Raw genomic sequence first — 26,537 nt, 5'->3', positions numbered from 1 at the left:
ATTCGGCGCCCGGACAAGGAATAGCCGGATGATTGACGAATATAAACACAAAATTGACTTCCTGCAGAGCGAGGCTGCCGCAAATGAACCTACGATTTACCGCTCCTCCTTTTCCTTGCTTCCTGGCCGTCGGCGAAGACACCTACTATTTCGGCTGCCGGCATCCGGACCGCTCCAATCTCGGCGTGTTCGACTTGCTTGTCGTAACGAAGGGCACGCTTTATATCCAAGAAGAAGAGACGAGCTATCCGGTGAAGGCCGGCCATATGCTGATCCTGAAGCCGGACAAACGCCATGCGACCTACCGCTCCTGCGATGAAGAAACGCATTTCTATTACGTGCATTTCCAGTCCATCGGCATGTGGTCGGAAGCGGAGAAGGACGGATGGGCGGATCATCCGCATCCCCGCTATCGCGAGTACGAACGGGCAGACAGCGACGAACGGCTGAACATCAAGACGAGCGTGCTGCAGCTACCGCAATTTTGCGCCTTGCTTAACCCGGACAGCTTATACGCGAGCATGCAGCAATTACTGGAGCTGGCGCCACAGCCTCAAGCTTGGGCTAGATGGCAGCAGCAGCTCGTTTTTCAGAGTATCCTGCAAGTCTTGCACGCCGCCGGCGAGAACGAGAAAGATTCGACGGCGCTCCGGCTCGCGGAGAAGGTGGCCCACTTCCTGCGCACGCATTACCGCGAGCCCATCTCCTACCATAAAATCCGCGAGGTTTTCCGTTTTCACCCGACCTATCTGTCCAGGTGCATGAAGCAGGCCTACGGGATGAATCTGATCGAATACCTGATTGCTTACCGGATCGAACAGGCAGCGCTGCTGCTGATCAAGACCGATCTGTCTGTCGCGGAGATTGCCGAGCAGGTCGGCTTCGAGAACTTGTCTTATCTTGCAAGACGCTTCGCCAAGGAAAAGGGCGTAAATCCAAGCGGATATCGAAAGCGTTTTGCGACGTAAACGCGCGGAGATGGGGGCCTGATCCAATCTCGGTAAGCTTCTTCAAACCTGCTCATTCCGCTCCACATCCCATGCAAGGAATAGAAAAATAAACCGCCTCGGTACGTCCTTGTCGAAAAAACAAGACGTTCCGAGGCGGTATGTGCTTCACGCCGTATGTGGAATTATTTATGCCATTTCAAGCTGTAACGGATGCGAGAGTTAATAATCAACTCGAAATGCCCATTCCTATCGACCGCAATCGTTCTCAGCCCTTAACGCCGCCAGCGGTTAAACCTTCGATGATTTGTTTTTGCAGGACGGCGTAAATGATCATGACCGGAAGGATGCTGAAGACGATTCCCGCCGACATTTGAGCGTAATTCGTGTTATAGATATCGCGGAAGCCGACCATCCCGACGGGCAGCGTTCGTAGATTGTCGGAGGAGATGAAGAAATTCGCCATGAGGAATTCGTTCCAGTTCCCGATGAAATTGATAATGAAGACGGTGACTAACGCCGGAATGGTAATCGGGATAATGATTTTGGCGAAAATCCCCTTGGCGCTCAAACCGTCCATGACGGAGGCCTCTTCGATTTCACCCGGGATCGATCGCATGAACGCAACAAGTATGATCACCGTGAACGGAATTGCCCCGGCGGTGTAAGGCAGGATGAGCGCCATATGGGTTCCCAATACGGCATGACCGAAGAATTCCAACTTGTTCAGCATGATGAAGATCGGCAGCAGCAAGGCATTGCCCGGAATGAGCAACCCGATCAGAATTAATTGGTACATTACTTTGCTTATTTTCAGATAGCGCATCCGCGAAATCGCATAAGCCCCCATCGAAGAGAACAGAATCGTCACGATCGAGCAGAGCGTAGAGATATACAGACTATTGAAGAAGTAGACGCTGATCTTCGCGTTCACCCAGGCTTCGCGATAATTCTCGAAGTGAAACGAAGCGGGGAAACCGAACGGGTTGCTCGCGATCGCCTGGTTATCCGACTTGATGGACGAGAAGAGGACGAACAGGAACGGGTACAGGGTCAAAATAAGAAACGCGAATAGCAAAATATGCGGGATACTTCTCTTCATGGAACTTAGCGTCATGGTCATTAGTATTCGATCCTTTCGACTCTTCTGGCAACCAACACCTGATACAACGCCGTAAGCATGAGAGAGAATACGAAAATCAACACCCCGATGGAGTTGCCGTACCCGTATTTCGCATTCGTGATCCCGTATTTGATCAAATAGGTTGCCATCACGTCCGTTACTCCGCCCGGGCCGCCCTTCGTCATGACGATGATAATATCGGCCGCTTTCATCGCGCCTGCGATGGACAGCATGATGACGACGGAAATGATGGGCATGATGAGCGGTACCGTAATCCGGGTCGCGCGCGTGAAAGCGCCGGCTCCGTCGACGATAGCGGCTTCGTCGATTTCCCGAGGGATCGACAGGATCGCGGCAAGGACCATGACGATGTAGAATCCCGTCCACTGCCATGCGTTGGTAATCAGAATCGAGAACATGGCCCAATGGGAGTCGGACAACCACATGACGGGCTGCAAGCCGAGCTTCGTCAACGCGAGGTTGAATAAGCCGATATCCGGCTCGTAGATGAAGCTCCACAGGATGCCGATAACCGCGGTCGACATGACGGAAGGGACGAATACGGCGGTTTTATATAAACCCTTCAGTTTTTTTACGTTGCTTATTAGAAGCGAGAAGAATAAGATGACGGGAACCTGCACGAAAATCGAGAACAGAATAAACTTGCCGTTATTCAGAACGGCGTCCCAGAATTTGGGATCGTGATAGGCGTGTTTATAATTCGTCAAACCGTTAAAACGCGGTTCGGTAAGGCCGTTCCATTTCATGAAGCTCGTAATGGTGGCCGAAATCATCGGATAAATGAAAAATAGGACATAGAGCACGAGGAGCGGTAGCAGAAAGAGGACATACGTCCATGGTTTTCGTAGTGTTTGATTCATCGTTTCCTCCGCAATAGTCTGACGTTTGCCGTATGAGCCGTTGTTATGAAAAAGACCACCACTCTAAAGAGGGTGGTCTTCTTCATGCGTATTATCGCTTAAAAATCGTCATCGCTGTTTGACGTATTCTGCGCTTTTTGAACAGCGTCCAGCATCGCCTTAGGCGTCACTTTTCCGCCGATCAATTTTTGAATGCCTTCGCTCAGCGCCGTGTTGACGTCGGCCGATACCAAGGAATCGAATGCCGGGAAAGCGCCGCTTGCTTTGTTGCCTACGGCGATGATTTCTTTCACCAGCGGCGTAACTTTGGCATTAGCCAATTTCGAGCTGCTTACTTTCATGGAAGGCAGGACGCCGTCCGCTTCAAGTCCGCGGATTTGCATTTCATCGTTATACATATTCTTGATGAACGATTTGACGAACGCCAATTGCTTCTTGTTGTTCTTCACTTTGGCCGAGAACCCGTAACCGTTGGAGAAGCCGCCGTTTACGTACGTTTGGTTGCCTTTGCCGCCAGCCACTGCCGGCAGCGCGAAGTAACCGACTTTGCCCGTCATATCCCCTGCTTGCGCCTTATCCGCGAATACGCTGGATGCCCAAGATCCGTCATACATCAAGATGGCTTCGCCGCGAATGAGCTGGTTGCGCTGCTCGGCATAATCCAAACCGAGTTCGCCTTGTTTGAAGTAGCCTTTTTTCACCCATTCTTGGTATTTAGTAAAAGCTGCCACCATTGGTGCGCTATTCCATTTTGTTTTGCCTGTCGCGAACCCGTTCGTAATGTCCGGACCCGCATATCGGGACCACAGGGTATTGGCTGTCATGAGCGGCACCCATGCGGCTTTGGAAGCTTGGGCAAAAGGCGTTTTTCCGTCTTTTTTGATCGTGTCGGCCAGTTTCTCGAGTTCGGCCAAGGTTGTCGGCACTTTCAAGCCTTTGGCTTTGAAATATTCTTTATTGTAGAAATAGCCTTCTTGGTAGCCGCCGATCGGCAAGCCGTAGACTTTTCCGTTCACCGTGAATTCGTTCAAGGAAATAAACTTCTTCGACAAACCGAGCTCTTTCAGAATCGGCGTCAGATCCAGCAGCCTGTTTGCTTCCACGTACAGCTGCGTGTCGGATCCGCCGAACAGATCGAAAATCGCAGGCGCTTTGTTCACGACCATTTCCGAACGTAATTTCTCTTTGCGGTTTACGTCCGAATCTACGCCGTCCAGTTTGTATTTCACGCCTGGAACTTCTTTTGTAACCTTGGCCAATACATCTTTGAGGATATTAAGACGTTGTTGTTTCGCCTCGCCCAATTGCGTGTGACGGATCACGATGGTGTCGGTTTTTGTCGCCGCACCAGCCGTGCTTAAGACCGTTGACGCTGCAAGGACCAAGCTAAGCGATGAGACCAGAAGACTTTTCTTCATGACTTTGGAACCTCCTAATTGGGTATATGTATCTATTTCAGAATAGAATTATCGGATAATTTTGAATAGGGATATATTTCAATTATTGGAGGATAAATTTGTATAATACTGGATATGTCATTCCGTACATATGAGGGAAATAAGACGATATGATCCCTCCCCCGTGCCAAATGAAACACGCGGAAAAAGCCTTTCGACACCAGGATTGCCAAGTGTCTAAGGCTGCGCGGGATACATCGTCCGGGGTTGCTGCATTTAGCGTTTCTTGGCGAATTTACTGCGGAAGTCTGAGGGAGAGAGGCCTTCTTTCTTGGAGAAGCAGGTGGAATAATGCGAGATATGATGGAAGCCCACCTCGTCCGCGATCTGGGCAATCGATTTGGAGGTTTGCAGCAGCAACCGTTTGGACTGCTCGAGCCGGTAATACTGGAGGTAGGTCATGGGGGTCATTCCGAATGCTTTCAGCATTACCTTGGCCAGGTAATTGGGGTGATAGTTCAATTTCTTTTGCAGGACCGAATTCGTGATATCGCTGGCATAGCTCTGGCGGATGAACAGCTCGATCCGCTCGGCGAGCTGAATCGCGGTGGCGTTCGCGGGGGATGCGAGATCGCGGTCCAGATGCTGCAAGAACAACTGGAAGGAAGCTTGCCGCTTCCAATTGCGGAGCGACTGCGGCTCGTTCTCCTGTTGGAAGAAGGTTTCCAGCGCCTCCAAGGCTTTCGCCGACAATTTCATATGCTTGGGGAGGAAGATGGAACAGACGTCGGCGTGGTTGAGATACGCTAACTTCTTGTGCTCCTCGATCAATTCCAGCTGGTTGCCCTGGCATTCGTTCATGTCGCGGCACATCTGCCAGCTGCCGAACGTTTGAAAATGAATCCAAATGATCTCCGTGTCGACTTTGCAGGGAGCGCTGCCATAATGGTGCGCATTCGGGAGAAGGATGAGTCCTTCTCCTTCATTGATTTCCCAGGTATGGCCGTTCTCGCCGATCGGGAGAACCCCTTTGCGGACAACGATCAGATCGAACACCCGGATGCAATTCCGGTCGATATGGGTATCGCCTACCCCGTAATAGGCATAGCCGCAGTCCACGAAATAGGGAATCGGCGGCGAGATAAAATGAAGAATCGCAGAGTCCACGCTCGTTCCTCCCCAGGTTGAAATCGTGAATATCAAATCGCAACTGTTGTTAGTCTCATGATACTTCATCGTTATCGATTAAATAAAGCGTTTCCTGCAGAGCGTCCGGTATGACGCGGCGAGCGGCGGGGATCGGTATCCCAGCAAAGCCGCCGAAACGAGCATAGGATGCGCTCGACATCCAGGGCGGATAGATTAAGGTTGAAAATCTGAAAAATCAGGTTGGAAAATGTTGTTTATTTCCAGGGCGCTTCATGTCACAATTCTATTAAAGCGCTTTCCTGAATCGGCTTACAAGGACACGGAGAAGGCACGACGGTTGGGGCAGGCGCGGAAGTGCTGAACGTTCAACTCGAATCTTGGAAGTTCCAAGGAGCGGGCCGAATTTCTGGACATTGAACATCATTCAAATGATGAAGGGGGAACGGGGCAATGAAAGCAGGAATGAGACTTGGGGCAGGTCTGATCTCGGCTGCATTGGCAATCGGTGTCATAGGTTGCGGGAACAACGGGAACAACGAGGCGAGCTCAACGCCATCGACAGGAACAGATGCTAACGCACCGGCGAATACGACGGATAATGCGCCTGCCAAGACGGATAATGCGCCAGCCAAGACAGAGAAAGTCAAGATTACGTATTCGATGTGGGGAAGCGAAGAAGAGGGGAACGCAACCCAGGCGGCGGCGGATAAATTCAATGCTTCCCAAGACAACATCGAAGTAAAAGTGGTAGCGGTCCCTTGGGAAACTTACATGACCAAGTTGAATACGGAAGCAACGGCAGGTCAATTGCCGGATACGGGGATTTTGAAAGAGGATGGCGTCATCCAGTGGTCCGCCGACGGCATGCTGAATGACGTCAGCTCCATGTATGACGGAAGCGATAGCAAGCCGCTCGACAGCCTGGCCTACAACTATCAAGGCAAAACCGTAGCCTATGCGGCTGCCAACGAAATCCTCCTCCTTTATTACAACAAAGACATGTTCGACAAAGCGAATGTGCCTTATCCCCCATCCATACTGGATAAAGCATGGACATGGGATGAATTCGTAGCCGCGGCCAAGAAGCTGACGGTCGACAAGAACGGCAAGCATCCCGACGAGGCCGGCTTTAAATCGCAGAGCATCGTGCAATACGGCGCTTCCGTCGAAAATCTGCCGTGGCAGTTGGAAGCTTGGGCGCTGAGCAATGGGGGCGGTTTTTATTCCAATGACGGAACCGACGTGAGAATCGGGGAAGACGCCAGTACCGAAGCGATCCAGAAGGTCGCGGATCTGTACTTGAAAGATCATGTTGCCCCGTTGTCGGTCGGTCAGACCGATGACGGCATTCAGCGCACCATCATCGCGGGAACGGTTGCCATGGCCACGAACGGCGCGTGGAATGTAGGAACGAGCTTGAATGCGGCCAAGGAGAAAGGCCTGAAATACGGCGTAGCCGTATTGCCGTACATGAAGGATAAGGTGACCCTGAATACGGGCGGCGCCAACGTCGTATTCTCCCAAACCAAGCATCCGAAAGAAGCAATGGAATGGCTCAAATGGTACAACTCCGAAGAAAACAACTGGGGACTCATCTCATCGGGCATTTGGATGCCAACGCTGCAAAAATGGTATACGGACGAAACGCTCACCCATAAATGGGTCGACAATCCGAACTTCCCTCCGTATGACGAATACAAGTCCGCGGTCGTCGATTATGCGCAATCCGCCGCCGCGAGGCCCGCTTCCTGGTTCTATACGAATCATACGACGGACTTTAACACCTTGCTCGGATCGACGCTGGGGGATGTGTGGACCGGCAAGAAGACCGCCAAGGACGCCATTGCCAAAAATCTCGACGCTTTGAAAGCGGCTCATACGGGCAATAAATAACGGCTGGGAAGGGTGGCCGCCGGCATCGTGCAAGCGGCGGTCATCCTTCAAACATAAGGTGGGGAGCGAGATATGGAAACGATCAATAAACCGCCGCAACGGCGTTCGCGCTTTTTCTCAAGCGAGGCCAAAGTGGCTTATATATGCTTGATCCCGGCCTTCCTCGGACTGATCTTCCTGACCTATCTGCCTCTTCTGGGGGTGCTGGGAATCAGCCTGACGAATTGGACGGGATTATCCAAACCCGGGTTCGTCGGCTTCGATAATTATATCAAGCTGTTTACAACCGATCCTTACATTAAAGATTCGATCATCGCGACGCTCTACTTCGCCGTTCTATCCGTAGCCGGAAGCATGATATATTCGTTTTTCATGGCGCTGCTGTTGAATCGTAAAATCCCGGCAAGAGGGTTTTTCAGAGCCGTATTTTATGTGCCGTTCGTTCTGCCGGCTGCCGCCATCTACGTCGGATGGTCCTGGCTTTACGAGGCGAATTTCGGTTTCTTCAACTATCTCCTGTCCGAAATCGGATTGAATAAAATTCTCTTTATCGCGGATTCCAGATGGGTCGTTCCTTCGCTTTCCATGATTGCGGTGTGGCTGTCCGGGAATTTGATCGTTATATTTCTGGCTGGTCTTCAGAACGTTCCGAGCGTCTATCATGAAGCGGCTGAGATGGACGGGGCTAGCGGTTGGAAACGCTTCAGGCATATCACCTTGCCTTGCATGTCGCCGATAATCTTCTATAACCTGTTGATGAGCCTGATCGCTAATCTCCAAGTCATTACGCCGGCCCTTTCTCTGACCAATGGCGGTCCGGGCAATTCTTCAAGGTTCATGACGTATCTCATGTACGATCAGGCTTTCGTCAATTACAGGCTGGGCTATGCCTGTGCGACGACCTTTATTATTTTCGCCATTCTTGCCGCTTTTACGGGCGTGCTGTTCAAGACGTCCAATCGATGGATCTTCTCGGAAGGTGGGGACGGGAATTGAGCGAAGCGGCATACGTCAAGCTGAAGAGCAGGAAACGCAGCGAACGTACGACCAACGCGATTACGCTTGCGATCGTCATTTTTTTCGCCGTCCTCGTGATCTTTCCGATCTGGTGGATTTTCCGAACATCGCTGATGACCAATCCCGAAATCTATCACTATCCGCCGTCTCTCGTTCCGGGAAATTGGTTGTTCTCCAATTATGAAGCTACGCTGAAGGTATTTAAGTTTTGGAGATATTTGGGGAATACGATGGAAATTATCGTTCCTTCCTGTTTGGCGGGAACGTTCACGGCTACCTTGTGCGGCTATGCATTCGCGAGGCTGCGGTTCCGGGGCAAGCAGTTGATCTGGACCCTTTGCGTCGGTTCGATGCTGCTGCCTGCCATGGTTACGCTCATTCCGCTGTACATTGGCTGGACGCGGGGGCTCGGGATCCATGACAGCTATCTGCCATTGATTTTGCCTTATTTTTGCGGCGGGGGCGCTTTCAATATCTTTTTGATCCGGCAGTTTATTCTTTCCATACCGAGAGAGCTCGACCAAGCGGCAACGATCGACGGCGCCGGATACTTCCGCATCTTGTTCAGTATCATTATGCCGGCTATCAAGCCCGCCATGATCGTCGTCGCGTTGTTTATCTTCATCGGCTTATGGAACGACTTGCTCCAACAGATGATTTACATTAATTCGAGCGAGAAATTCACAATTGCGCTCGGGCTTACCAATTTCCGAGGCCAATTAAAGCAAGATTGGTCGCTGACGATGGCAGCCACGTGCTTGTCCTTTGCTCCGGGCGTCATATTCTACTTAATTGGTCAAAAGTATTTCGTAGAGGGAATCACGCTGACCGGATTGAAAAATTAGTTCGGCACATGGCCGTTTCGTCCCAGTGAAAGGAGATTTATGAATATGAACGTTAGGCTAACGGATCGGTTTTGGCAGCCCAGAGTCCAGCAGACGGTGCAGGAAACGATTCCTTATCAGTGGAGGGCGCTGAACGACGAAATCGATGGCGCGGAGCCGAGTCACGCCGTAGAAAACTTCCGCATCTCGGCAGGAGAGCAGACCGGAACGTTCTACGGCATGGTCTTCCAGGACAGCGACGTGGCCAAATGGATCGAAGCCGCCGCGTACAGCCTGCGGCAGTTCCCGGATCCGCAGCTCGAAGCCGTCATCGATGCGGTTGTTGATTTGATGGGACGCGCCCAGCGGCCGGACGGCTATTTGAACACGTATTATTCGGTCGCCGCGCCGGAGAGACGCTGGACGGATTTCTCTTTCGGGCATGAGCTATATTGCGCGGGCCACCTGATCGAGGCGGCTGTGGCGTATTGCGAATCCACGGGCAAGCGTACTTTCGTGGACATGATGTGCCGGTACGCCGATTATATAGACCGTACCATGGGGCCGGATTCGGAAAAGATGCACGTGTACTGCGGCCACGAAGAGATTGAGCTCGCGCTCGTCAAGCTGTTCCGGATAACGGAAGAGCCAAGGTATTTGCAGCTGAGCCGATACTTCTTGGAGGAGCGCGGCAAGCAGCCGAGTTTCCTGAAGGAGGAGCCCGAGTTCGGCGGCCCGTCCAAGGATCGTTGGTTCGATCTGGATTACCATCAAGCCCATGCCCCCGTGAGAGAGCAGGAGACGGCAGAAGGACACTCCGTGCGCGCCATGTATTTGTATTCGGCTATGGCGGATCTCGCGATTGCTTGCGGAGACGCGACGCTGACCGAAGCGCTTCGCAAACTTTGGGTTCATATGACGTCCAAGCGAATGTATATCACGGGGGGAATCGGCTCGCAAGGCCATGCCGAACGGTTTACGATCGATTACGATTTGCCCAACGATACGGCTTACACGGAAACATGCGCGTCCATCGGACTTGTCATGTGGGCCTACCGTATGCTTCGGATCGAAACGGACAGCCGATACGGGGATGTGATGGAACGCGTGCTATCCAACGGGGTGCTGAGCGGAATGTCGCTGGACGGCACGCGGTATTTCTATGTCAACCCATTGGAGGTTCATCCTGCCGTTACGCAATATCGTTACGATATGCAGCACGTCAAGACGGAACGCGTGCCGTGGTTCGGCTGCGCTTGTTGTCCGCCCAATATCGCGCGGCTGCTGACATCGTTGGATACGTACTTCTTTACGCAAAACGGCGCGGAGATCGCCATGCACCTCTATGCTTCGAACGAGAGCTCTTTCGATGTTCAAGGACATAAGATGATCTTGCTTACGGAAACGCGTTATCCTTGGGACGGAGACATTCAGATCCGACTGCAAACGGATGAGCCGACCGACTGCACGCTTTCTTTCCGAATCCCTTCTTGGTGCAGAGACCCCTCCATCACGGTCAACGGGGACTTGCTGGCGCTGGAGGCGATCGTCAAGCATGGATATGCGCATATCAGCAGAACGTGGATGGAGAACGACGAAATTAAGCTGCATTTCCCGATGGTCGTCGAGCGCATCGAATCGAATCCCAAAGTGCACGAGAATGCGGGTAAAATCGCTTTGCAATTCGGTCCGCTCGTGTATTGCGTGGAGGAAGCGGACAACGGCCCGGACCTGACGGATCTCTGCTTTCCCGAGGATGCCGAATTCATAGCGGAATATAAGGAAGACGTTCTAGGCGGTATCGTTGTCTTATCCGGAGAGGGGCAGCGTTCCGATCATTCCTGGACGGACGAACTGTACAGGCCGGTCGCGCGCAAGAAGATGAGCGTCCCCGTTAAGGCCGTTCCATACGCCTTCTGGGGCAACCGGAAACCGGGAGAGATGACGGTTTGGATACGTGAACATTAATTAATATCGACATCATGAAAGTTGCTGCCGTGCCCGTTCGAGGCTGGCGGGGCTTGAACGGCTGGTTGCGCACGGACGGCTGGCCGCGCACGAACGCTGGCCGTGCACGAACGCTGGCCGCGCACGAACGGCTAGCCAGTACGAACGCTGGCCGCGCACGAACTCTGGCCGTGCACGAACGGCTAGCCGCTCCAGAGAGTAGGCTGTAAGCTTCGTACTTATTTATAGTCTGATTAAGCCCGAAGACTTCTGCTATGCAAAAGTCTTCGGGCTGTTGAGAACCCTCCGTCTATTCAAAACGGAGGGTTTTCCTTTCCGCCAACCATTCGCTGAGAACCGTCTGCAGCATAATCTCGTACCTAATCATTCGGACATTAGAGACCGTTAGCGTCGATGATTCGGTCTTCTGCCTTTCTTGCGGAAGTTAGTGTCCATAAGCGAGACAATTGCCAGAGAAAACGATGATGTTTGTTTCTAATGGTCATAGCTGTCCGTAAACAGAAGGCTTTTACGTGAATAGTGTTCTAATGGTCATGAGTGACCAGTTGATAGGTGCGATAACGCTGTTGTCCATTGTGAACCATGAGAACGTTCATTTCCACGAGCTTGTCTAAAATACGCCTCGCCTGTCTCGTGGATCGATTCAGGTGCACGGAAAGTTCATCGGAGCGAAAAGGCCGAATAACGCCGCGCGCAAACCGCAGCGCCTCTGCTTCAATCCAACTGAGCGAATGACTCGTTGACAGGGACACGAACTTACCGACGAAGGATAATGCCATCTGCTTGATTACCTCCGGTTCTTCCTCGATCGACAAGTACGCAACAGGAAGGAACAGCCAGTCGCCCAATACGAGGTACGCTTGTTTCTTGCACAAATCCCGGAATCGCCATGCTTCAATATCTCTAGCGTGGGATCGATAGCCGTGGATTTCGATGCAGCCTTTAGCTCCTCCAGGCATATAGGCGAGATCCAGATAACGCCATCGATTGCCATAATCCCGAACTTCCCATTCCGCATGTAGATGATTAAAGTTACCCACGGCAGGATACCATATCGTTCTCAAAAACTCTTTCGTACCATGTCCAATTTCCTTTTGAAGCATTTCGCGTCTTCTCGGATTCTTTTCTACAGCAAGTTGATCGTGAAGCCATTGGTTCAACTTCGTCTCAAAAGCACTCATAAGTACTCCCTTCTTTCAATCTGGACAAAAAAATGCCGCCTTGATCCGGAATCGTAAGAGATTCTGATAATCAAAGCGGCATGTGCTTCGTGCCGTTACATATTTTTACAACAGTATATTTCATGCAATTGATTTTGGCAATGGGGGAGCTGAATTTCCACGGGCACGCGATCGCTTAAAGGCGAGACGAACCCGTTCTATCCTATCGGCGTGGATGCGTACGGCACGGAAGGGCACCTGAAGATCGCGCTGAATCAAACGTTGGAAGTGAGAAATTACGCAAGGGGCGAGCAATCGAGCATACGATCGAAAAGTCGAGTTGGACGAAAAATCCGGATCGTTCCGATAATAGGTCTGATCCCCTAGGTGTCCTAGGGGTTCTTTTTATTCGAGCGTTAATTTGCTCGAGTGATTGCTTTTGATATAATTCAAACAGTCGAGTGTTTCATGAAAAGCGATGGGCTGAGCACCTATCGTTAACGAACCGAACTGGAGGCAGAGGAATGGGAAATACGGATATTTTCGAAGCGATGGCAAGCGGTTATGATACTCCCGAGCGAATTCAAATCGCCAAGATCGCGTCAAACGCCATTCGGGAATTCATCGAGAACGGCAAAGAGAAAAGCGCGATTGATTTCGGATGCGGAACCGGGCTTGTCGGGCTCGATTTGCTGGATGACTTCCGCAGCATCGTCTTTCTGGATACTTCGCAGAATATGCTGGATCAGATCGATCGGAAGACGGCCGACACCGAAATCCGGAATGCCGAGACGTTATGCTTTGATTTTGAAGCGGGATTAAGATCCGATCTGCATGCCGATTATGTGTTCATGGCACAAGTTTTGCTTCACATCCAAGACGTAGAGCCGGTGTTAGCCAGGTTATATGAGGTGCTGAATCCCGGCGGGCAGTTACTGATCGTCGATTTCGATAAGAATGACAACGTGAAAGCGGATCTGGTTCATAATGGATTCGATCAGGGCGATCTCATCGCTCTTATGGGCAGGATCGGCTTCAAGGACGTAACCTCCAAACCCATTTATACCGGCAGTAAAATATTCATGAACCAAGATGCGACGATGTTTATCTTGGATGCCAAAAAATAAGCTTGCCGAGTGAGGAATCAGATGTGCGTACAGTGTATACGCAGCGCGAGCGAGATTTACAATTCGTCAAAGAATGGATTGACAACAAAGTTGACATCCACTTATTATCAAATTGTGAAAACGTTTGGCGCAACTATTTGGCAAAAGCAGAGGAGACAATCGAGTGGTCACATTGAAAGATATCGCTGACCGGGTCGGAGTTTCCGTTTCCACGGTGTCCCGGGTCATCAACGACGATCGGAGCAGACACGCGAACGAGGAGACGCGCAACAAAATTTGGAAGGCCGTTCAGGAAACGGGATACGAGCCCAATGAATCTGCCCGGCGCCTCGTGCGGAGCAAGAAGGACGAGCCGAAGGCGTCCATGCAAGTCGGATGCATCGTATTCGCTCCCCAACTCATGCAGCATCATCCGTATTTCTCGCCAATCCTGTCCAGCGTGCAGAAAGAATTATTTCAACTCGGTTATACGTTGTCCAATATCCATTCATTGGAAGAAGTGCGCAATGAAGCGGTATTACATAAAGCAGTGAAGGAATCTTCCGTCGACGGCATGATTATCGTGGGGGAAATCGACCCTCCGATCATGGCCTACATCCGCGACAACATCCCGGCCATCGTCGGCATCGACGTCATATCGCCCGATCCCGGATTTTCCATCGTCGATTACGACCGGTTAGCGGCAGTCAGAACCGCCGTGCAGCATCTGGTCGTCCAAGGCCACGAGCGGATCGGATTCGTCGGCGGGGGCTTGGGATTCGGCAACGAAGGCAAGAAAGAAGCAAGGTTCAGAGGCTACCAGGAGGCGATGCTGGAATTCGGCCTAGAATGGAATCCAGACTGGATGGTAGAGACGAAGTGGCACGTGGCCCGCAGCCATAGCGGCATGCTGGACATGCTGCAGCGACAAGCCGGCAACCTGCCGACCGCCATGGTCGCGGCAAGCGACATGATGGCGATTCCGGCCATGAGAGCCGTGGCGGAGCAGAACTTGCGCATACCGGAGGACATGGCTTTCGTGGGAATCGATAATATCGAAATCGCCGAATACACGTCTCCGCCGCTATCGTCCCTGCATATCGCCAAGAACGAAATCGGAATGATGGCCGCGAGAACGCTGGTCGACACCATGCAGAACAGGCTGACGTTTCCGATCCGCATTCAAATTCCGCATCAGCTCAGGATTCGGCAGTCCTCGGACTATAGGCTGGAGAAGTGAAATTCGCAGTGAGAGATCGTGTTGATCGAATTCGGCGTCAATCGTCGCCGAATTTTATTATACCCTTTGGGCAAACGTTATCACTTATTTGCCCCAATTTGTAAAGTCGAACCTTTTTGGAGGTGGTGTTGGGACAAGCATCGCAAGCATCGGTATAGGTAAACGGCAATGCTCATGATTCGAACGCAAGTGACCCACATGCAAGTAAGATCAACTTATCTTAGGGGGAATCAGCACATGAAAAAAGCCATTATTGCCTTGTTAGCCATGACCACTGTTATCGCATCCGGATGCTCCGACACCAAAGGGAACAACAACGAGGGGAATGACGCGGGGGCTGCCTCGCAAGACGCCGGCAATTCGGCGACGAGCGGCAAGAAGGTCGAGATTTCCTACGGGATGTGGGGCGGAACGGCCTACAACGAGACGAACGATCTGTTGATCAAGGCATTCGAAACCGAGCACCCGAATATTACGGTCAAAATTCAAGACACGCCGAACAAAGAGTATTGGCAGAAGATGGACACGGCAGCGGGCGGCGATAATTTGCCCGACGTGTTCTGGATGAACGGACCGCGCTTCGCTTCTTATGCATCGAACGGAATGCTCCAGCCGCTGGACGATCTGATCAAGCAGGACGCCTTGGACATGAAGGCTTACCCGGAGTCGCTTAATAATCTCTACAACTATCAAGACAAGCAATTCGCCATCCCGAAGGACTTCGATACGATCGGCGTTTATTACAATAAAGCGCTGTTCGACGCGGCGGGCGTCCCGTATCCGGACGGCTCCTGGGATTGGCAGCAGTTCGCCGACGTTGCGAAGAAGCTCACGGATCCCGGCAAAGGCGTATGGGGCTTCGCGGGCGCGCTCGATTCCCAGGGCGTCTACTACGATACGATCTATCAAGCCGGCGGATACGTGATCTCGGACGACAAGAAAACATCCGGTTACGACAAACCCGAAGCGATCGCGGGCTTGAAGTTCATCACCGACATGATCAACGTGGACAAGTCGTCTCCGACGCTCGCCCAGATGACGGATACCGATCCGTACACCATGTTCCAATCCGGCAAGGTCGCGATGGTCTGGGACGGCTCGTGGAGCGCGAGCGTATACGCGAAGAACGATTACCTGAAAGACAAAGTGGACGTCGCGGCATTGCCGAAGGGCAAAGAGCAAGCCGTCGTCATTCACGGCCTCGGTTACGCGATGTCGGCCAAGACGAAGCATCAGAAGGAAGCTTGGGAATTCATCAAATTCCTGAGCTCCAAAGAAGCGAGCGATATCTACGCCAAGACGGGCATCGTCATTCCCGCCATGAACGGCACGCAGGATACTTGGGTGAAATCCATCCCGAACATGAAGCTGCAAGTATTCATCGACGAGGTTAACTACTCCAAGCCGTATCCGATCTCCAAGTATACGTCGAAGTGGGCGTCGCAAGAAACGGAGATTCTGACCAAAGCATGGTCGGGCAGCATCTCCGCGGAGGAAGCCGGCAAGCAATTGGCGGCCAAGATGAACGAGGCGCTCGCTGCCGAATAAACGGATGACGGGAACATGGAAGCGGCGGGAACGTTCGGATGACGAGCGTTTCCCGCCGTTTATCCGGCCGTCGCCATCCAACGGCGGCGTATACGAGAAGGGGGATTGGCTAATGAGAACGGGAAAAAGCAAGTTAACGCGAAGCCAATGGCTCTGGGGCTATGTATTGATCGCCCCGTTCTTCGTCGGCATGTTGATTTTCTATATTTGGCCGATCCTTCAAACGACGTATTTCAGCTTTACGAAATGGGAAGCGTTCAATACGTATTCCTGGGACGGACTCGCCAATTACAAACGGTTGATCCATGACGAAAGCCTGTTCCATGCTTTGCGCAACACGGTGCTGTACGTCGTCATGTTCGTTCCGCTCAGCATTATCCTATCCATTATCGCGGCCACGCTGCTCAATCAGAAGGTGCGCGGGCTGGCCGTCTTCCGCACGTTGTTCTTCCTGCCCGTCGTCACGATGCCCGCCGCGGTGGCCATGGTGTGGAAATGGCTCTATAACGGCGATTACGGCTTAATTAACGAGGTGCTAGGCAAGTTCTCCATTCACGGGAAATCGTGGCTGACCGATCCGAAGCTCGCTTTGTTATCCGTCGTGATCGTGTCCGTCTGGAGCTCCATCGGCAACAACATGATTATTTTTCTATCCGGCTTGCAAGGCATTTCGACTTCCTACTACGAAGCCGCATCGATCGACGGCGCAGGTCCGTTCCGTAAATTTTACCTGATTACGTTGCCGCTCCTCACGCCTACGATTTTCTTCGTGACGATTATTTCCTTGATCGGCGCTTTCCAGGTGTTCGACTTGATCTTCATGATGATCGGCAAGACGAGCCCCGTCATCGAGAATACGCAATCGGTCGTCTATTTGTTCTACAAATACGCGTTCGAAGACAACGACAAGGGCTATGCCTCCGCAATCGGAGTGTTCTTGCTCGCCATTATCATGGTGATCACCGCGATCCAGATGAAGCTGCAAAAAAAATGGGTGCATTACGAATAGAGAGGGGCGGGAGACATGAATTCCATCAACGCAAGAAGCAACAGATTTTCCTTGGGCGTCGTGTACGCGCTGTTGTCGATCGGCTCGCTGCTCATGATCGCGCCGTTCCTCTGGATGTTCTTGACCTCCGTCAAGACGCTGGGCGAATCGACGCAAGTACCGCCGATCCTCGTCCCTTCCGTATTTCACTGGAGCAACTATTCCAAGGCGATCGACTCGCTGCCGTTCATGACGTTTTATTTCAATACGACCTTGACGACCGTGGCGAAGACCGTCGGACAGCTGCTTTTCTGTTCGATGGCTGCATTCGCGTTCGCTCGGTTGAATTTTCCGGGACGAGACACGATCTTCATCCTCTGCCTGTCGGTGCTGATGATTCCCGGGCAAGTGTTCATCATTCCCCAGTATTTCATCATGAAAGATTTGCATTGGCTGAACACGCTGACGGCGCTGATCGTGCCCGGGTTATTCAGCGTATTCGGCACCTTCCTGCTGCGGCAGTTCTTCATGACGATTCCGAAGGAGCTGGAGGAAGCCGCGCTGCTCGACGGGTGCACGTATTTCGGCGTCTATTGGCGCATCATGCTGCCGCTGGCCAAATCCGGTCTCGTGGCCTTGTCGATCATGACGATCCTTTGGTCGTGGAACGATCTGCTTTGGCCGCTGATCGTGAATCAGGATCTGGAGAAAATGACGCTTTCCGCAGGTCTCGCTTATTTGCAAGGCGAGCATTCGACCAATTACCCCGTGCTAATGGCCGGTTCTTTGCTGGCGATCTGGCCGATGATCATCGTGTTCATCGTCTTCCAGCGTTCGTTCATCGAGGGAATCGCGCTCACCGGCACGAAAGGCTAAGCAACGCCGCATCCATGAAATAGAGAGAGGGCCAGCCATGAAACCACTAACAGCCATATTGCTTGGAGCGGGAGCGCGCGGCGCAAGGAGCTACGCGCCATACGCCTTGGACTACCCGCATGAATTGACATTCGTCGCCGTCGCGGAGAAGGATCCCGCCAGGCGCGCGGCATTCGCCGAACAGCACGGCATCGAGGCCGATCGTTGTTACGAGTCATGGGAACAAGTGCTGGAACAACCGCAGATGGCCGATATCATGATGATTTGCACGCAGGACCGCATGCACTTCGAACCGGCCGTGCAATCGCTTGGCAAGGGCTATCACGTCCTGCTGGAGAAGCCGATGTCGCCCGATCCGAAGGAATGCATCGAGATGGAACGCGCGGCCAAGGAAAGCGAGCGGCTCTTATCGATTTGTCACGTGCTTCGGTATACGCCGTTCTGGTCGAGAATCAAGCAATTGATCACGGACGGCCGAATCGGGGAGGTCGTCTCCATCCAGCTGAACGAGAATGTCGGCTATTGGCATATCGCCCATAGCTTCGTTCGCGGCAATTGGAGCCATTCGAACACGTCGAGCCCGATGATTCTCGCGAAGTCCTGCCACGACATGGACGTTCTCTCCTGGCTGATGGATCAGCCTTGCGTTCGCGTCAGCTCCTACGGTTCATTAATGCATTTTCATGCCGGCAACGCGCCGGCGGGCTCGACCGATCGGTGTTTGGACGGCTGCGCGGTGGAGGCGGCTTGTCCGTACTCGGCGCCGCGGTTTTATTTGAGCGACGAAGAGGGGCGGCACTGGGCGAAGCATTTTGCTCCGGACCTCTCCCGTGAAGCCGTGCTCGAAGGATTGCGAACGACGCCTTACGGGCGATGCGTGTATAAGTCCGACAACAACGTGGTGGACCATCAGGTGGTCAACATGGAGTTCGCCAACGGCTCCACGGCGACGTTCAGCATGTGCGGATTCACGATGGAACAGGAACGGATTATTCAGATCATGGGGACGAAAGGGCAGATCAGCGGCTCGGAGGATCGGATCGTCGTCCATGATTTCCTGACGAAGCAGAAGGACGAAATCACCGTTCACGTCCCGAGCAGCGGACATGGCGGCGGAGACTTCGGCATCGTCAGAAGTTTCTTGAAGGATGTCAGGGCGTACGGTCACGGAGAAGGACTGACGTCGGCTTCGGCTTCTTTGCGGAGCCATATGATGGCCTTCGCGGCCGAGCATTCCCGGTTGAACAAAGGTGAGTCCATCGAGCTCGAGGCGTTTGCCGCGAGGATCGCAGGGGCGTCCGGAAACGTTTCATGATCGGGGAATTCATGCCTGATTAGCAACATGCATAAGGCTCTAGATCATAATTCAAATCAACGCAACCAATTATAGGATGCGTTTTTTTATTTTGTGTTGCTACCGGAAAAAGCACGTTTGCAGAGTGCATGCGCGCTATGCTCCGCTTAATAGAAACTTTATATTTGCCCCTGCTTTTTATTAAACAATTCGCACTACCCTAGGGATAACAACACGCTCGACATCTTGATAGTGAGGGGCAGGCACAATATGAAGAACGCGAAGGGGTTTATCGTAGCATTGCTGTTTTTACTATATAGCTATTACTTAGTCAAAATCATTTTGTTTAAGTTCGGCTCGGCCGACCTTCCTTTTCTATGGCAGCAGCTTCAGAAAACGATCCTGACTCCCGAATACCTCCATGACCGTTTGCAATCGGCCAATTTGTCGCCCTTCAGATCCATCGCTCAAAACGTGCACCGCTTCTCGAATCCGCATGATCAAGTCAACCTGATTGGCAATATTGCGATCTTCCTGCCCGGAGGCGTATTCTTCAGCATGCTGTCGAATCGCATCGTAACGGCATGCTTCTGGGCAGCCTCGCTTTCACTAGCTGTAAGCTTGGGATTGGAATGCGCGCAGCTGATTTTTTCGATCGGGAGCTTCGATGTGGACGATTTGATTCTTAACGTATCCGGAGGTTTATTGGGATGGGCTGCATGGGTCCTATTCAAACCGCCGTACGTCAAACCGGCTATCGCGAACAAAGCGTTGCCTCATTGATAACAAGGCTTCAGCAGCATGACGGAAACACGGGCCGAACGTAACTAGCGGACTGAAAGTTGTCCCAATAACGGATTGTTTGGCGAGCCGTCTACGCAGGCGCTGCTGAACTCGGGTTTTCACGGTTTGCCCAGCAAGAGCCGAGCGGACTGCTCGGACCTGTTCGGCTGTTGAGCTTCGCTACTTAGCCGAAAAGCCGAGGATTGGCGAGGTTTGCGCCGACTAGCAAGTGAGTTCCGATTCAATGGAACTCGTCCTTGGCTGCCTCTTTTCATTATATTTGCTGTCATTCGTCTTCATATTTGCTGTCATTCGTCTTCGCTTCGTCGCCCCATTCGACTCCTCTTCAAACCCACTATCGAATAAAGCAAAGCAGGTTGTCATCACTGCCCAGATGGGCAACGATGGCGGCTTGAATGCGTTCCAAATCCTTGGATCGGAATGCATCCAGCAAAGCTTGATGATCGGATGCCATATGGTCGTGATCGTAGAAGGGGAGATTCTTGGCGAAGTGAAGCCGAATCTGGTTCACGATGCTTTGCCAAGTCAGCATGACGGTTCGTTCCGTTGCCAATTCGAGAATCGAATGATGGAACAGAAGGTCCAGGTCGACGAGCCGGGTCTTCTCGCCGCTGACGACGGCGGCGCTCATATCGTCCACGATCGCTTGCAGCTTCGTGAAGAACGCAGCATCCATGAGGTTCAGATACGTCCTCACCACGTACCATTCGATATGAAACCGGATCGGGTTAAGGATGTGCTGCACTTCGCTTGCCCCGAGATCGGCGACGACCGTTTCTTTGTAAGGATAGGACACGAGCAGGCCTTCGCGCTCGAGCTGGCGGATCGCTTCGCGGATAGGTCCCCGGCTGACCTTCATTTGCTCCGCGATGTCCATTTCCTTGATTCTCGCGCCGGGCTCAAGATCGCCATTCAGAATGGCTTCGCGCAGATCGTTCGTCACCTTCTCGCGCAGAGAAATATTGGCTTGCTGCTTAAACGTAAATTCAGCCATCTTGTCGGATAACTCCTCTATATGGGGGGAATTGAAGTTCATTCTTCGTATGTACAAGTATACTTCATGCAGCGCTCGTATACGAAGAAATAATTGTAAGTTACCCCCATTATACAATCAAATAAATATTGTTGACAATATTCAAAATGACCTACTACAATGATGGTGTTGAAGCGCAATCATTTACATAACGGTGAAGAAGCGGCCTGAGACTCGTGCGGACCGCAGATCATGCACGCTCACCGAAATTTATTGATGGAATGGGGATATAGCAATGAAAATCACCGAAGTAGAATCGATTTACTTGCGTTTGCCGGATCTTGACGCGGAGCGCTGCGACGGAACGCAGGACACGCTCATGATACGCGTGCACACGGACGAGGGAATTACGGGCTACGGCGAAGTCGATTCCGTGCCGCTCGTGGCGAAAGCCGCCATCGACGCCCCGCCGTCCCACTCCATCGCGACGGGCTTGCGATCGCTGCTGATCGGCGAGAATCCGCTCGATATCGAGCGGCTGTGGGACAAAATGTACCGCGGCACCATCTATTTCGGCCGTGGCGGCCCCGCGATGCACGCGATGAGCGGAATCGACATGGCGCTTTGGGATATCGCGGGAAAGAAGGCCGGCCGCCCCGTATCGGGGATGCTCGGCGGCACGTACCGCAGCATGCTGAAGGCGTACGCGAGCTCGCTTATGCCGGACACGATCTCGGAAGCGGTCCGCTTGGCGGAGCAATTCGCTTCCCAGGGCTATAAGGCGATGAAGTTCGGCTGGGGACCGATCGGCCGGGACGCCCGTTTCGACGAGGAGCAGATCCGGGCGATCCGCGAAACCGTCGGCCGGGACATCGACGTGATGATCGACGGAGGTCTCGCATGGGACCTGAAGGGCGCTCTGCGCATGGCTGACATTTACGAGAAGCACGGCGTTTATTGGCTCGAGGAGCCGCTTCATCCGGAAGACCTCGCCGGCTACAAGGAGCTGTCCTCCCGGACGTCGCTGCGCATTGCCGGCGGCGAGCAGGAGAGCGGCGTGACGGCATTCCGGCGCCTGATCGAGGAAGGCGGACATGACATCGTCCAGCCGGATCTAGGTCGCTGCGGCGGTCTGACCGAAGGCAAGCGGATCGCTTATATGGCGAACGAGCGCCATAAGAAGGTCGTGCCGCATGCGTTCAAGACGGGCATTCTCGTGGCGGCGAGCACGCATTTCGCGGCTTCGATCCCGAACGGCTTCATGATCGAGCATACGGCGTCCACGTCGCCGCTCGCGCGCGAACTCGTATCCGAGCCGATCGTCTTCAAGGACGGCTATGTCCACGTGCCGGACCGTCCGGGTCTAGGCATTACGGTCAACGAAGACGTCGTTAACAAATTCCGCGTCAATTAGGAGGCTGATTATTCATGGCAAATACGGGCAGATTCGCGGGCAAGGTCGCTTTCATTACGGGAGGCGCGACGGGCGTCGGGTATGCGACGGCGCGGCGCCTCGCTTCGGAAGGCGCTTCGGTCGTCATTACCGGACGCCGGGCGGATGTCGGCGAGTCAGCGGCGGAAGCGCTGCGGGAAGAAGGCTTTGACGTAACTTTCATCGCAGGCGACGTGTCGGATGAAGCATCCGTAACGGCGATGTTCGATGAACTCGAACAATTGCACGGTCGGCTGGACATTCTCGTGAACAATGCGGCCACGTTCGAACCGATGCCGTTTCTGGGGTCGAAGATAAAGGAATGGCGGCATGTGTTCGATATTATCGTCAACGGGACTTTTTATTGCACGCAGGCGGGAGCGGCGCTGATGAGAGCCGGCGGAACGCAGGGAGCCATCGTCAACGTATCGTCGATCAACAGCAGCCGGGCTCTTCCGGAGTCGTCGAGCTATAACGCGGGCAAAGGCGCAATGGATCAGTTGACCCGCAACACCGCGATCGAGCTCATCGATGCGGGCATCCGCGTCAACGCCGTCGCGCTCGGCTTCATCGAGACGCCGATGTCGTTCGTCGACGGCGTGATGGAGCATGAGACGGAGTGGTTCAAGGACATTTACGTCGCGCGGGGCAAGATCGCCCAACGGCGACAAGGGCAGCCGGAGGAAGCGGCGGGCGTCATCGCCTTCCTCGCCTCGGACGACGCATCGTATATGTGCGGGGCGATCGTGCCTGTGGACGGCGGGTTGTCGATTACATTCTAGCGTCGTACGACAACGTACGGCGTCGCAATCGATTTTACGATAGGGAGGCCTGCTGGCATGCAAGCATTACTGTACGAAGGACCCGAAACGATGACCATGCGGGAGGTCGATATGCCGATTCCCGGAGCGGGCGAAATCCTGATCGCCGTCGCCTATTCCGGCATTTGCGGCTCCGAATTGAGCGGCTTTCTCGGGCACAACGCCTTGCGCAAGCCGCCGATGATTTTCGGGCATGAATTCGCGGGAACCATCGCCGCGATGGGAGCGGAAGCGGCAGCCTCGGGCCGATGGACGGTCGGCCAGCGCGTGACGGCGAACCCGCTCGTCACCTGCGGGCGCTGCGGGAAATGCGCGAGCGGCCGCCAGCAGCTGTGCGCGAGCCGCAAGCTGCTATCCGCGGCGCTGCCCGGCAGCAATGCGCAATATGTGAAAATCCCGGCCGACTTCGTGCTCCCCGTGCCGGAGTCGGTCACGCTGAAGCAAGCCGCGATGACGGAGCCCGCGGCATGCGCGATCCGGGCGGCAGAGCTCGCGAGCCCGAAGCCCTCGGATAAGGTGCTCATCCTGGGCATGGGACCGATCGGGCTGCTGGCGCTGCAAGCCGTGCTTCAGTACGGCGTGCGGGACATTATCGCCGTGGACATGAACGAGGACAGGCTTGCGATTGCCCGCAAGCTGGGCGCGGCGCATACGATTCATCCTGCAAGCGCGGATACCTTGGAAGAAGTGAAACGGCTGACGGGAGGCGCAGGCGTGGACGTTGCGATCGATGCGGTGGGAGCGACCTTGACGCGCAGTCAATGCGTACTGGCCTGCACGCCCGGCGGGCGCGTCGTCTACACGGGACTGCACGAAGAACAATCTTCCTTGCCGGTCAACGTTGCCATCCGCAGCGAAATCGCCATGACAGGCTCGTTCGCATACTCGGATTTGAACTTCCGCCTCGCGCTGCGCTGGATCGAGGAAGGGCGCATCGGCCTTACGGACGGCGTCGTCGAAGCGCCGCTCTCGGAAGGCGCCGAATGGTATAAACGGTTGATCGCGAGCCCGGGCAGCCTGTCGAAGGTGCTGCTCGTGCCGGGAGGCGAAGGCTGATGCCGGCATTCGGCAACATCGCAACCGGAGGGAGCGTCTGATATGGGCGTAACGGTCGACACGAATTGGACGTATAACGAGATCCGCACCGTCGTGCTGGAGAATGAAAAGCTGCGCGTCGTCGTGATGCCGGAGCTTGGCGCGAAGATTTGGCAGATCGTTTACAAGCCGCGCGATAAAGAACTGCTGTGGCGTCACCCGCGCATGACCCCCAGGAAGCTGCAGCTCCACGCGTCGTACGATGATCATTTCTTCGGCGGCTGGGACGAGCTGTATCCGAACGACGAAGCGGAGTCGATCGGCGGGGAGACGTTCCCCGACCATGGCGAAATCTGGACCTTGCCTTGGCACTATGCGGTCGAGCGCAGCGATGAGCATGAGGCCGTGCTGCGTCTGTGGGTGGAGACGCCGATCAGCGCGACGCGGATCGTGAAGACGATTACGCTGCGGGCCGGCGAAGCCAAGCTGCGCTTCCGGCATACGATTGAGAACAAGGGCCGCAAGCCGCAGCCGTATCTGTGGAAGCTGCATGCGGCGATGTCGGCGGACGAGCATTGCCGCATCGATCTGCCGGCGGAAGAAGTCCGCATGGAAAGCTTCGGATCTCCGCGGACAGGCAGAACGTCGTACGATTATTCATGGCCTTACGCCGCAGGAGCAGACGGCAGCCTGCATGATATGCGCGAGGTGCTCCCGTTCGACTCGGGCGTCAGCGAATTCCAATACGCGACGAAGATGAAGGCGGGCTGGTGCGCGCTCACGGACACGAAGGACGGCATAGGCTTCGGCCTCAGCTACGATAATGAAGCGCTTCCGAGCTGCTGGTTATTCGCGTCCTATGGCGGCTGGCGAGAATTGCAGACCGTCGTGCTGGAGCCGTGCACGGGCTACCCCGTGCGTCTCGCGGATGGGGTAGAGCGCGGCACCCATAAGACGCTGGAGCCGGGACAGACCGCCTTGTTCGATATCGTGGCGACGGTATATGACGGCTTCAGTGCCGTAGAGGGGATTGACGCCGACGGCAGCGTAACGGGTCCGAAGTTTCAGCCTCGTCAAGACGGTTAACCGAACTTGCGGGATATAGAACGATCGAACAACATGTTCATGATCAGCATCAAGGAGGCACTACGCGAATGAAACTGATTCACTTCATCGATAACGGATTATCCAGATTAGGCGTCGTCACGGACAGGGGCGTGCTGGACGTCGCCGCCGCGTCGTCGGCGGGAGACGGCGTTCCGGCCTCCATCCAGGAAGCCATCGAAGGCGGAGCCGAGGCGTTATCCGTCTTGCAGCGCCTATCGGGCGAGGCGGATTCCGCCTGTTTCCGCAGCGAGGAGGGGCTGAAGCTTGGCGCCTGCGTTCCAGTACCCAACAAAATCATCTGCGTCGGCCTTAATTACCGCAAGCATGCCGAAGAGACGAATTCGCCGATTCCGTCGGTTCCGATTCTCTTCAACAAATTCAATAACGCGTTGTGCGGCGATGGAGACGACGTCGCGCTGCCGGCCGTAAGCGAGAAGGTCGATTACGAGGCCGAGCTGGCCGTCGTCATCGGCTGGACGGCCAAGAACGTGCCCCGCGAGCAGGCGCTGGACTACGTGTTCGGCTACTGCAACGCCAACGATCTGTCTGCCCGCGACCTGCAGCTGCGCACGCAGCAATGGCTGCTCGGCAAGAGCTGCGACGGCTTCGCGCCGCTGGGTCCGTATCTCGTGACGGCGGACGAGATTGGCAATCCGAACGACCTGGCCATCGGCAGCACCGTGAACGGAGAGACGCGCCAGTCCTCGCACACGTCGGACATGATCTTCGCCGTCGACGAAATCGTCAGCTATATCTCGCGACATATGACGCTCGTTCCCGGCGATGTCATCCTTACCGGGACGCCGGAGGGCGTCGTCATGGGTTACCCTCCGGAGAAGCAGCAGTACCTGCAGGCGGGGGATGTCGTGACGATCGAGATCGAGAAGCTCGGCAGGCTGACCAACCGCATGGTCGCAGAGCAGCGAGACTAACGTAGATGAGTTCGCGGCTTGC

At 54.0% G+C, this 26,537-nt stretch carries 23 protein-coding genes; 17 read left to right on the top strand and 6 right to left on the bottom strand.

Translation table 11 applies throughout. The features are described 5' to 3' along the window. Positions 1-83 precede the first annotated feature (83 nt). Positions 84-968 carry a helix-turn-helix transcriptional regulator gene (locus tag AC0YNU_RS05280; protein ID WP_475753841.1) on the top strand — a complete coding sequence of 295 codons (885 nt, stop codon included), beginning with the start codon at positions 84-86 and terminating at the stop codon, positions 966-968. Between the two features lie 247 nt (positions 969-1,215). Here AC0YNU_RS05280 and AC0YNU_RS05275 read toward each other — a convergent pair whose 3' ends face one another. The 4 genes from AC0YNU_RS05275 to AC0YNU_RS05260 all read right to left on the bottom strand — a co-directional run bounded on the left by AC0YNU_RS05275 (position 1,216) and on the right by AC0YNU_RS05260 (position 5,515). Next, the gene (locus AC0YNU_RS05275) at positions 1,216-2,070 is read right to left on the bottom strand and encodes a carbohydrate ABC transporter permease (protein WP_475753839.1); all 855 of its coding nucleotides are present in this window, start codon (positions 2,068-2,070) and stop codon (positions 1,216-1,218) included. Next, positions 2,070-2,951: a carbohydrate ABC transporter permease gene (locus AC0YNU_RS05270; RefSeq protein WP_475753837.1), complete on the bottom strand. Its 882-nt coding sequence runs from the start codon at positions 2,949-2,951 to the stop codon at positions 2,070-2,072. Before AC0YNU_RS05270 ends, AC0YNU_RS05275 begins: the two co-directional genes overlap by 1 nt. Positions 2,952-3,049: 98 nt before the next feature. Next, the gene (locus AC0YNU_RS05265) at positions 3,050-4,369 is read right to left on the bottom strand and encodes an extracellular solute-binding protein (RefSeq protein ID WP_475753835.1); all 1,320 of its coding nucleotides are present in this window, start codon (positions 4,367-4,369) and stop codon (positions 3,050-3,052) included. Between the two features lie 255 nt (positions 4,370-4,624). Next, the gene (locus tag AC0YNU_RS05260; protein WP_475753833.1) at positions 4,625-5,515 is read right to left on the bottom strand and encodes an AraC family transcriptional regulator; all 891 of its coding nucleotides are present in this window, start codon (positions 5,513-5,515) and stop codon (positions 4,625-4,627) included. A 432-nt stretch (positions 5,516-5,947) separates the two neighbouring features. Here AC0YNU_RS05260 and AC0YNU_RS05255 point away from each other — a divergent pair, with 432 nt between their 5' ends. The 4 genes from AC0YNU_RS05255 (at position 5,948) to AC0YNU_RS05240 (ending at position 11,199) form a co-directional block, all read left to right on the top strand. Next, positions 5,948-7,390 (top strand): ABC transporter substrate-binding protein, encoded by a 1,443-nt coding sequence (locus tag AC0YNU_RS05255; RefSeq protein ID WP_475753830.1) that lies wholly within the window; start codon positions 5,948-5,950, stop codon positions 7,388-7,390. 72 nt (positions 7,391-7,462) lie between these two features. After that, entirely contained in the window at positions 7,463-8,386 is a 924-nt protein-coding gene (locus AC0YNU_RS05250; RefSeq protein WP_475753827.1) for a carbohydrate ABC transporter permease, read from the top strand. Continuing rightward, complete coding sequence (locus tag AC0YNU_RS05245; RefSeq protein ID WP_475753825.1) at positions 8,383-9,252, top strand: carbohydrate ABC transporter permease; 870 nt, start codon at positions 8,383-8,385, stop codon at positions 9,250-9,252. The genes AC0YNU_RS05250 and AC0YNU_RS05245 overlap by 4 nt, the downstream gene beginning before the upstream one ends. Positions 9,253-9,297: 45 nt before the next feature. Beyond that, positions 9,298-11,199 carry a glycoside hydrolase family 127 protein gene (locus AC0YNU_RS05240; RefSeq protein WP_475753822.1) on the top strand — a complete coding sequence of 634 codons (1,902 nt, stop codon included), beginning with the start codon at positions 9,298-9,300 and terminating at the stop codon, positions 11,197-11,199. Between the two features lie 524 nt (positions 11,200-11,723). On the opposite strand, the gene AC0YNU_RS05235 is transcribed toward AC0YNU_RS05240, so the two are convergent. Beyond that, positions 11,724-12,380, bottom strand: coding sequence for a transcriptional regulator (locus tag AC0YNU_RS05235; protein ID WP_475753819.1), 657 nt, complete (start codon positions 12,378-12,380; stop codon positions 11,724-11,726). A 503-nt stretch (positions 12,381-12,883) separates the two neighbouring features. Between AC0YNU_RS05235 and AC0YNU_RS05230 the strand changes: the two genes are divergently transcribed. The 7 genes from AC0YNU_RS05230 (at position 12,884) to AC0YNU_RS05200 (ending at position 20,194) form a co-directional block, all read left to right on the top strand. Further along, complete coding sequence (locus AC0YNU_RS05230) at positions 12,884-13,486, top strand: class I SAM-dependent methyltransferase (RefSeq protein WP_475753817.1); 603 nt, start codon at positions 12,884-12,886, stop codon at positions 13,484-13,486. Between the two features lie 163 nt (positions 13,487-13,649). After that, positions 13,650-14,705, top strand: coding sequence for a LacI family DNA-binding transcriptional regulator (locus AC0YNU_RS05225; protein WP_475753815.1), 1,056 nt, complete (start codon positions 13,650-13,652; stop codon positions 14,703-14,705). A 237-nt stretch (positions 14,706-14,942) separates the two neighbouring features. Beyond that, on the top strand, positions 14,943-16,253 hold the full coding sequence (locus AC0YNU_RS05220; protein WP_475753813.1) for an ABC transporter substrate-binding protein: 1,311 nt from the start codon (positions 14,943-14,945) through the stop codon (positions 16,251-16,253). 112 nt (positions 16,254-16,365) lie between these two features. Continuing rightward, the gene (locus AC0YNU_RS05215) at positions 16,366-17,262 is read left to right on the top strand and encodes a carbohydrate ABC transporter permease (RefSeq protein ID WP_475753811.1); all 897 of its coding nucleotides are present in this window, start codon (positions 16,366-16,368) and stop codon (positions 17,260-17,262) included. 15 nt (positions 17,263-17,277) lie between these two features. Then, positions 17,278-18,117, top strand: a complete 840-nt coding sequence (locus AC0YNU_RS05210; protein ID WP_475753809.1) for a carbohydrate ABC transporter permease — start codon at positions 17,278-17,280, stop codon at positions 18,115-18,117. A gap of 37 nt (positions 18,118-18,154) precedes the next feature. Next, positions 18,155-19,432, top strand: a complete 1,278-nt coding sequence (locus AC0YNU_RS05205) for a Gfo/Idh/MocA family protein (RefSeq protein ID WP_475753807.1) — start codon at positions 18,155-18,157, stop codon at positions 19,430-19,432. A gap of 249 nt (positions 19,433-19,681) precedes the next feature. Continuing rightward, positions 19,682-20,194, top strand: a complete 513-nt coding sequence (locus AC0YNU_RS05200) for a VanZ family protein (RefSeq protein WP_475753805.1) — start codon at positions 19,682-19,684, stop codon at positions 20,192-20,194. Between the two features lie 355 nt (positions 20,195-20,549). Here the strand turns inward: AC0YNU_RS05200 and AC0YNU_RS05195 are convergent, their stop codons facing one another. Beyond that, the gene (locus AC0YNU_RS05195) at positions 20,550-21,209 is read right to left on the bottom strand and encodes a GntR family transcriptional regulator (RefSeq protein ID WP_475753803.1); all 660 of its coding nucleotides are present in this window, start codon (positions 21,207-21,209) and stop codon (positions 20,550-20,552) included. Positions 21,210-21,483: 274 nt separating this feature from the next. On the opposite strand from AC0YNU_RS05195, the gene AC0YNU_RS05190 reads away from it, so the two are divergent. The 5 genes from AC0YNU_RS05190 to AC0YNU_RS05170 all read left to right on the top strand — a co-directional run bounded on the left by AC0YNU_RS05190 (position 21,484) and on the right by AC0YNU_RS05170 (position 26,515). Further along, a complete protein-coding gene (locus tag AC0YNU_RS05190; protein ID WP_475753801.1) occupies positions 21,484-22,602 on the top strand; it encodes a mandelate racemase/muconate lactonizing enzyme family protein in 1,119 nt (372 codons plus the stop codon). 14 nt (positions 22,603-22,616) lie between these two features. Continuing rightward, positions 22,617-23,402, top strand: coding sequence for an SDR family NAD(P)-dependent oxidoreductase (locus AC0YNU_RS05185; protein ID WP_475753799.1), 786 nt, complete (start codon positions 22,617-22,619; stop codon positions 23,400-23,402). A 57-nt stretch (positions 23,403-23,459) separates the two neighbouring features. Then, positions 23,460-24,497 carry a zinc-dependent alcohol dehydrogenase gene (locus AC0YNU_RS05180; RefSeq protein WP_475753797.1) on the top strand — a complete coding sequence of 346 codons (1,038 nt, stop codon included), beginning with the start codon at positions 23,460-23,462 and terminating at the stop codon, positions 24,495-24,497. Positions 24,498-24,539: 42 nt separating this feature from the next. Further along, positions 24,540-25,562, top strand: coding sequence for a DUF4432 family protein (locus tag AC0YNU_RS05175; RefSeq protein WP_475753795.1), 1,023 nt, complete (start codon positions 24,540-24,542; stop codon positions 25,560-25,562). A 68-nt stretch (positions 25,563-25,630) separates the two neighbouring features. Beyond that, positions 25,631-26,515 (top strand): fumarylacetoacetate hydrolase family protein, encoded by an 885-nt coding sequence (locus AC0YNU_RS05170; protein WP_475753793.1) that lies wholly within the window; start codon positions 25,631-25,633, stop codon positions 26,513-26,515. Positions 26,516-26,537 lie beyond the last annotated feature (22 nt).

This window comes from Paenibacillus sp. J31P316, from assembly GCF_056269105.1.
The sequence above is the reverse complement of the archived record's forward strand: the minus strand, read 5'-3'. Positions and strand labels throughout refer to the sequence as shown.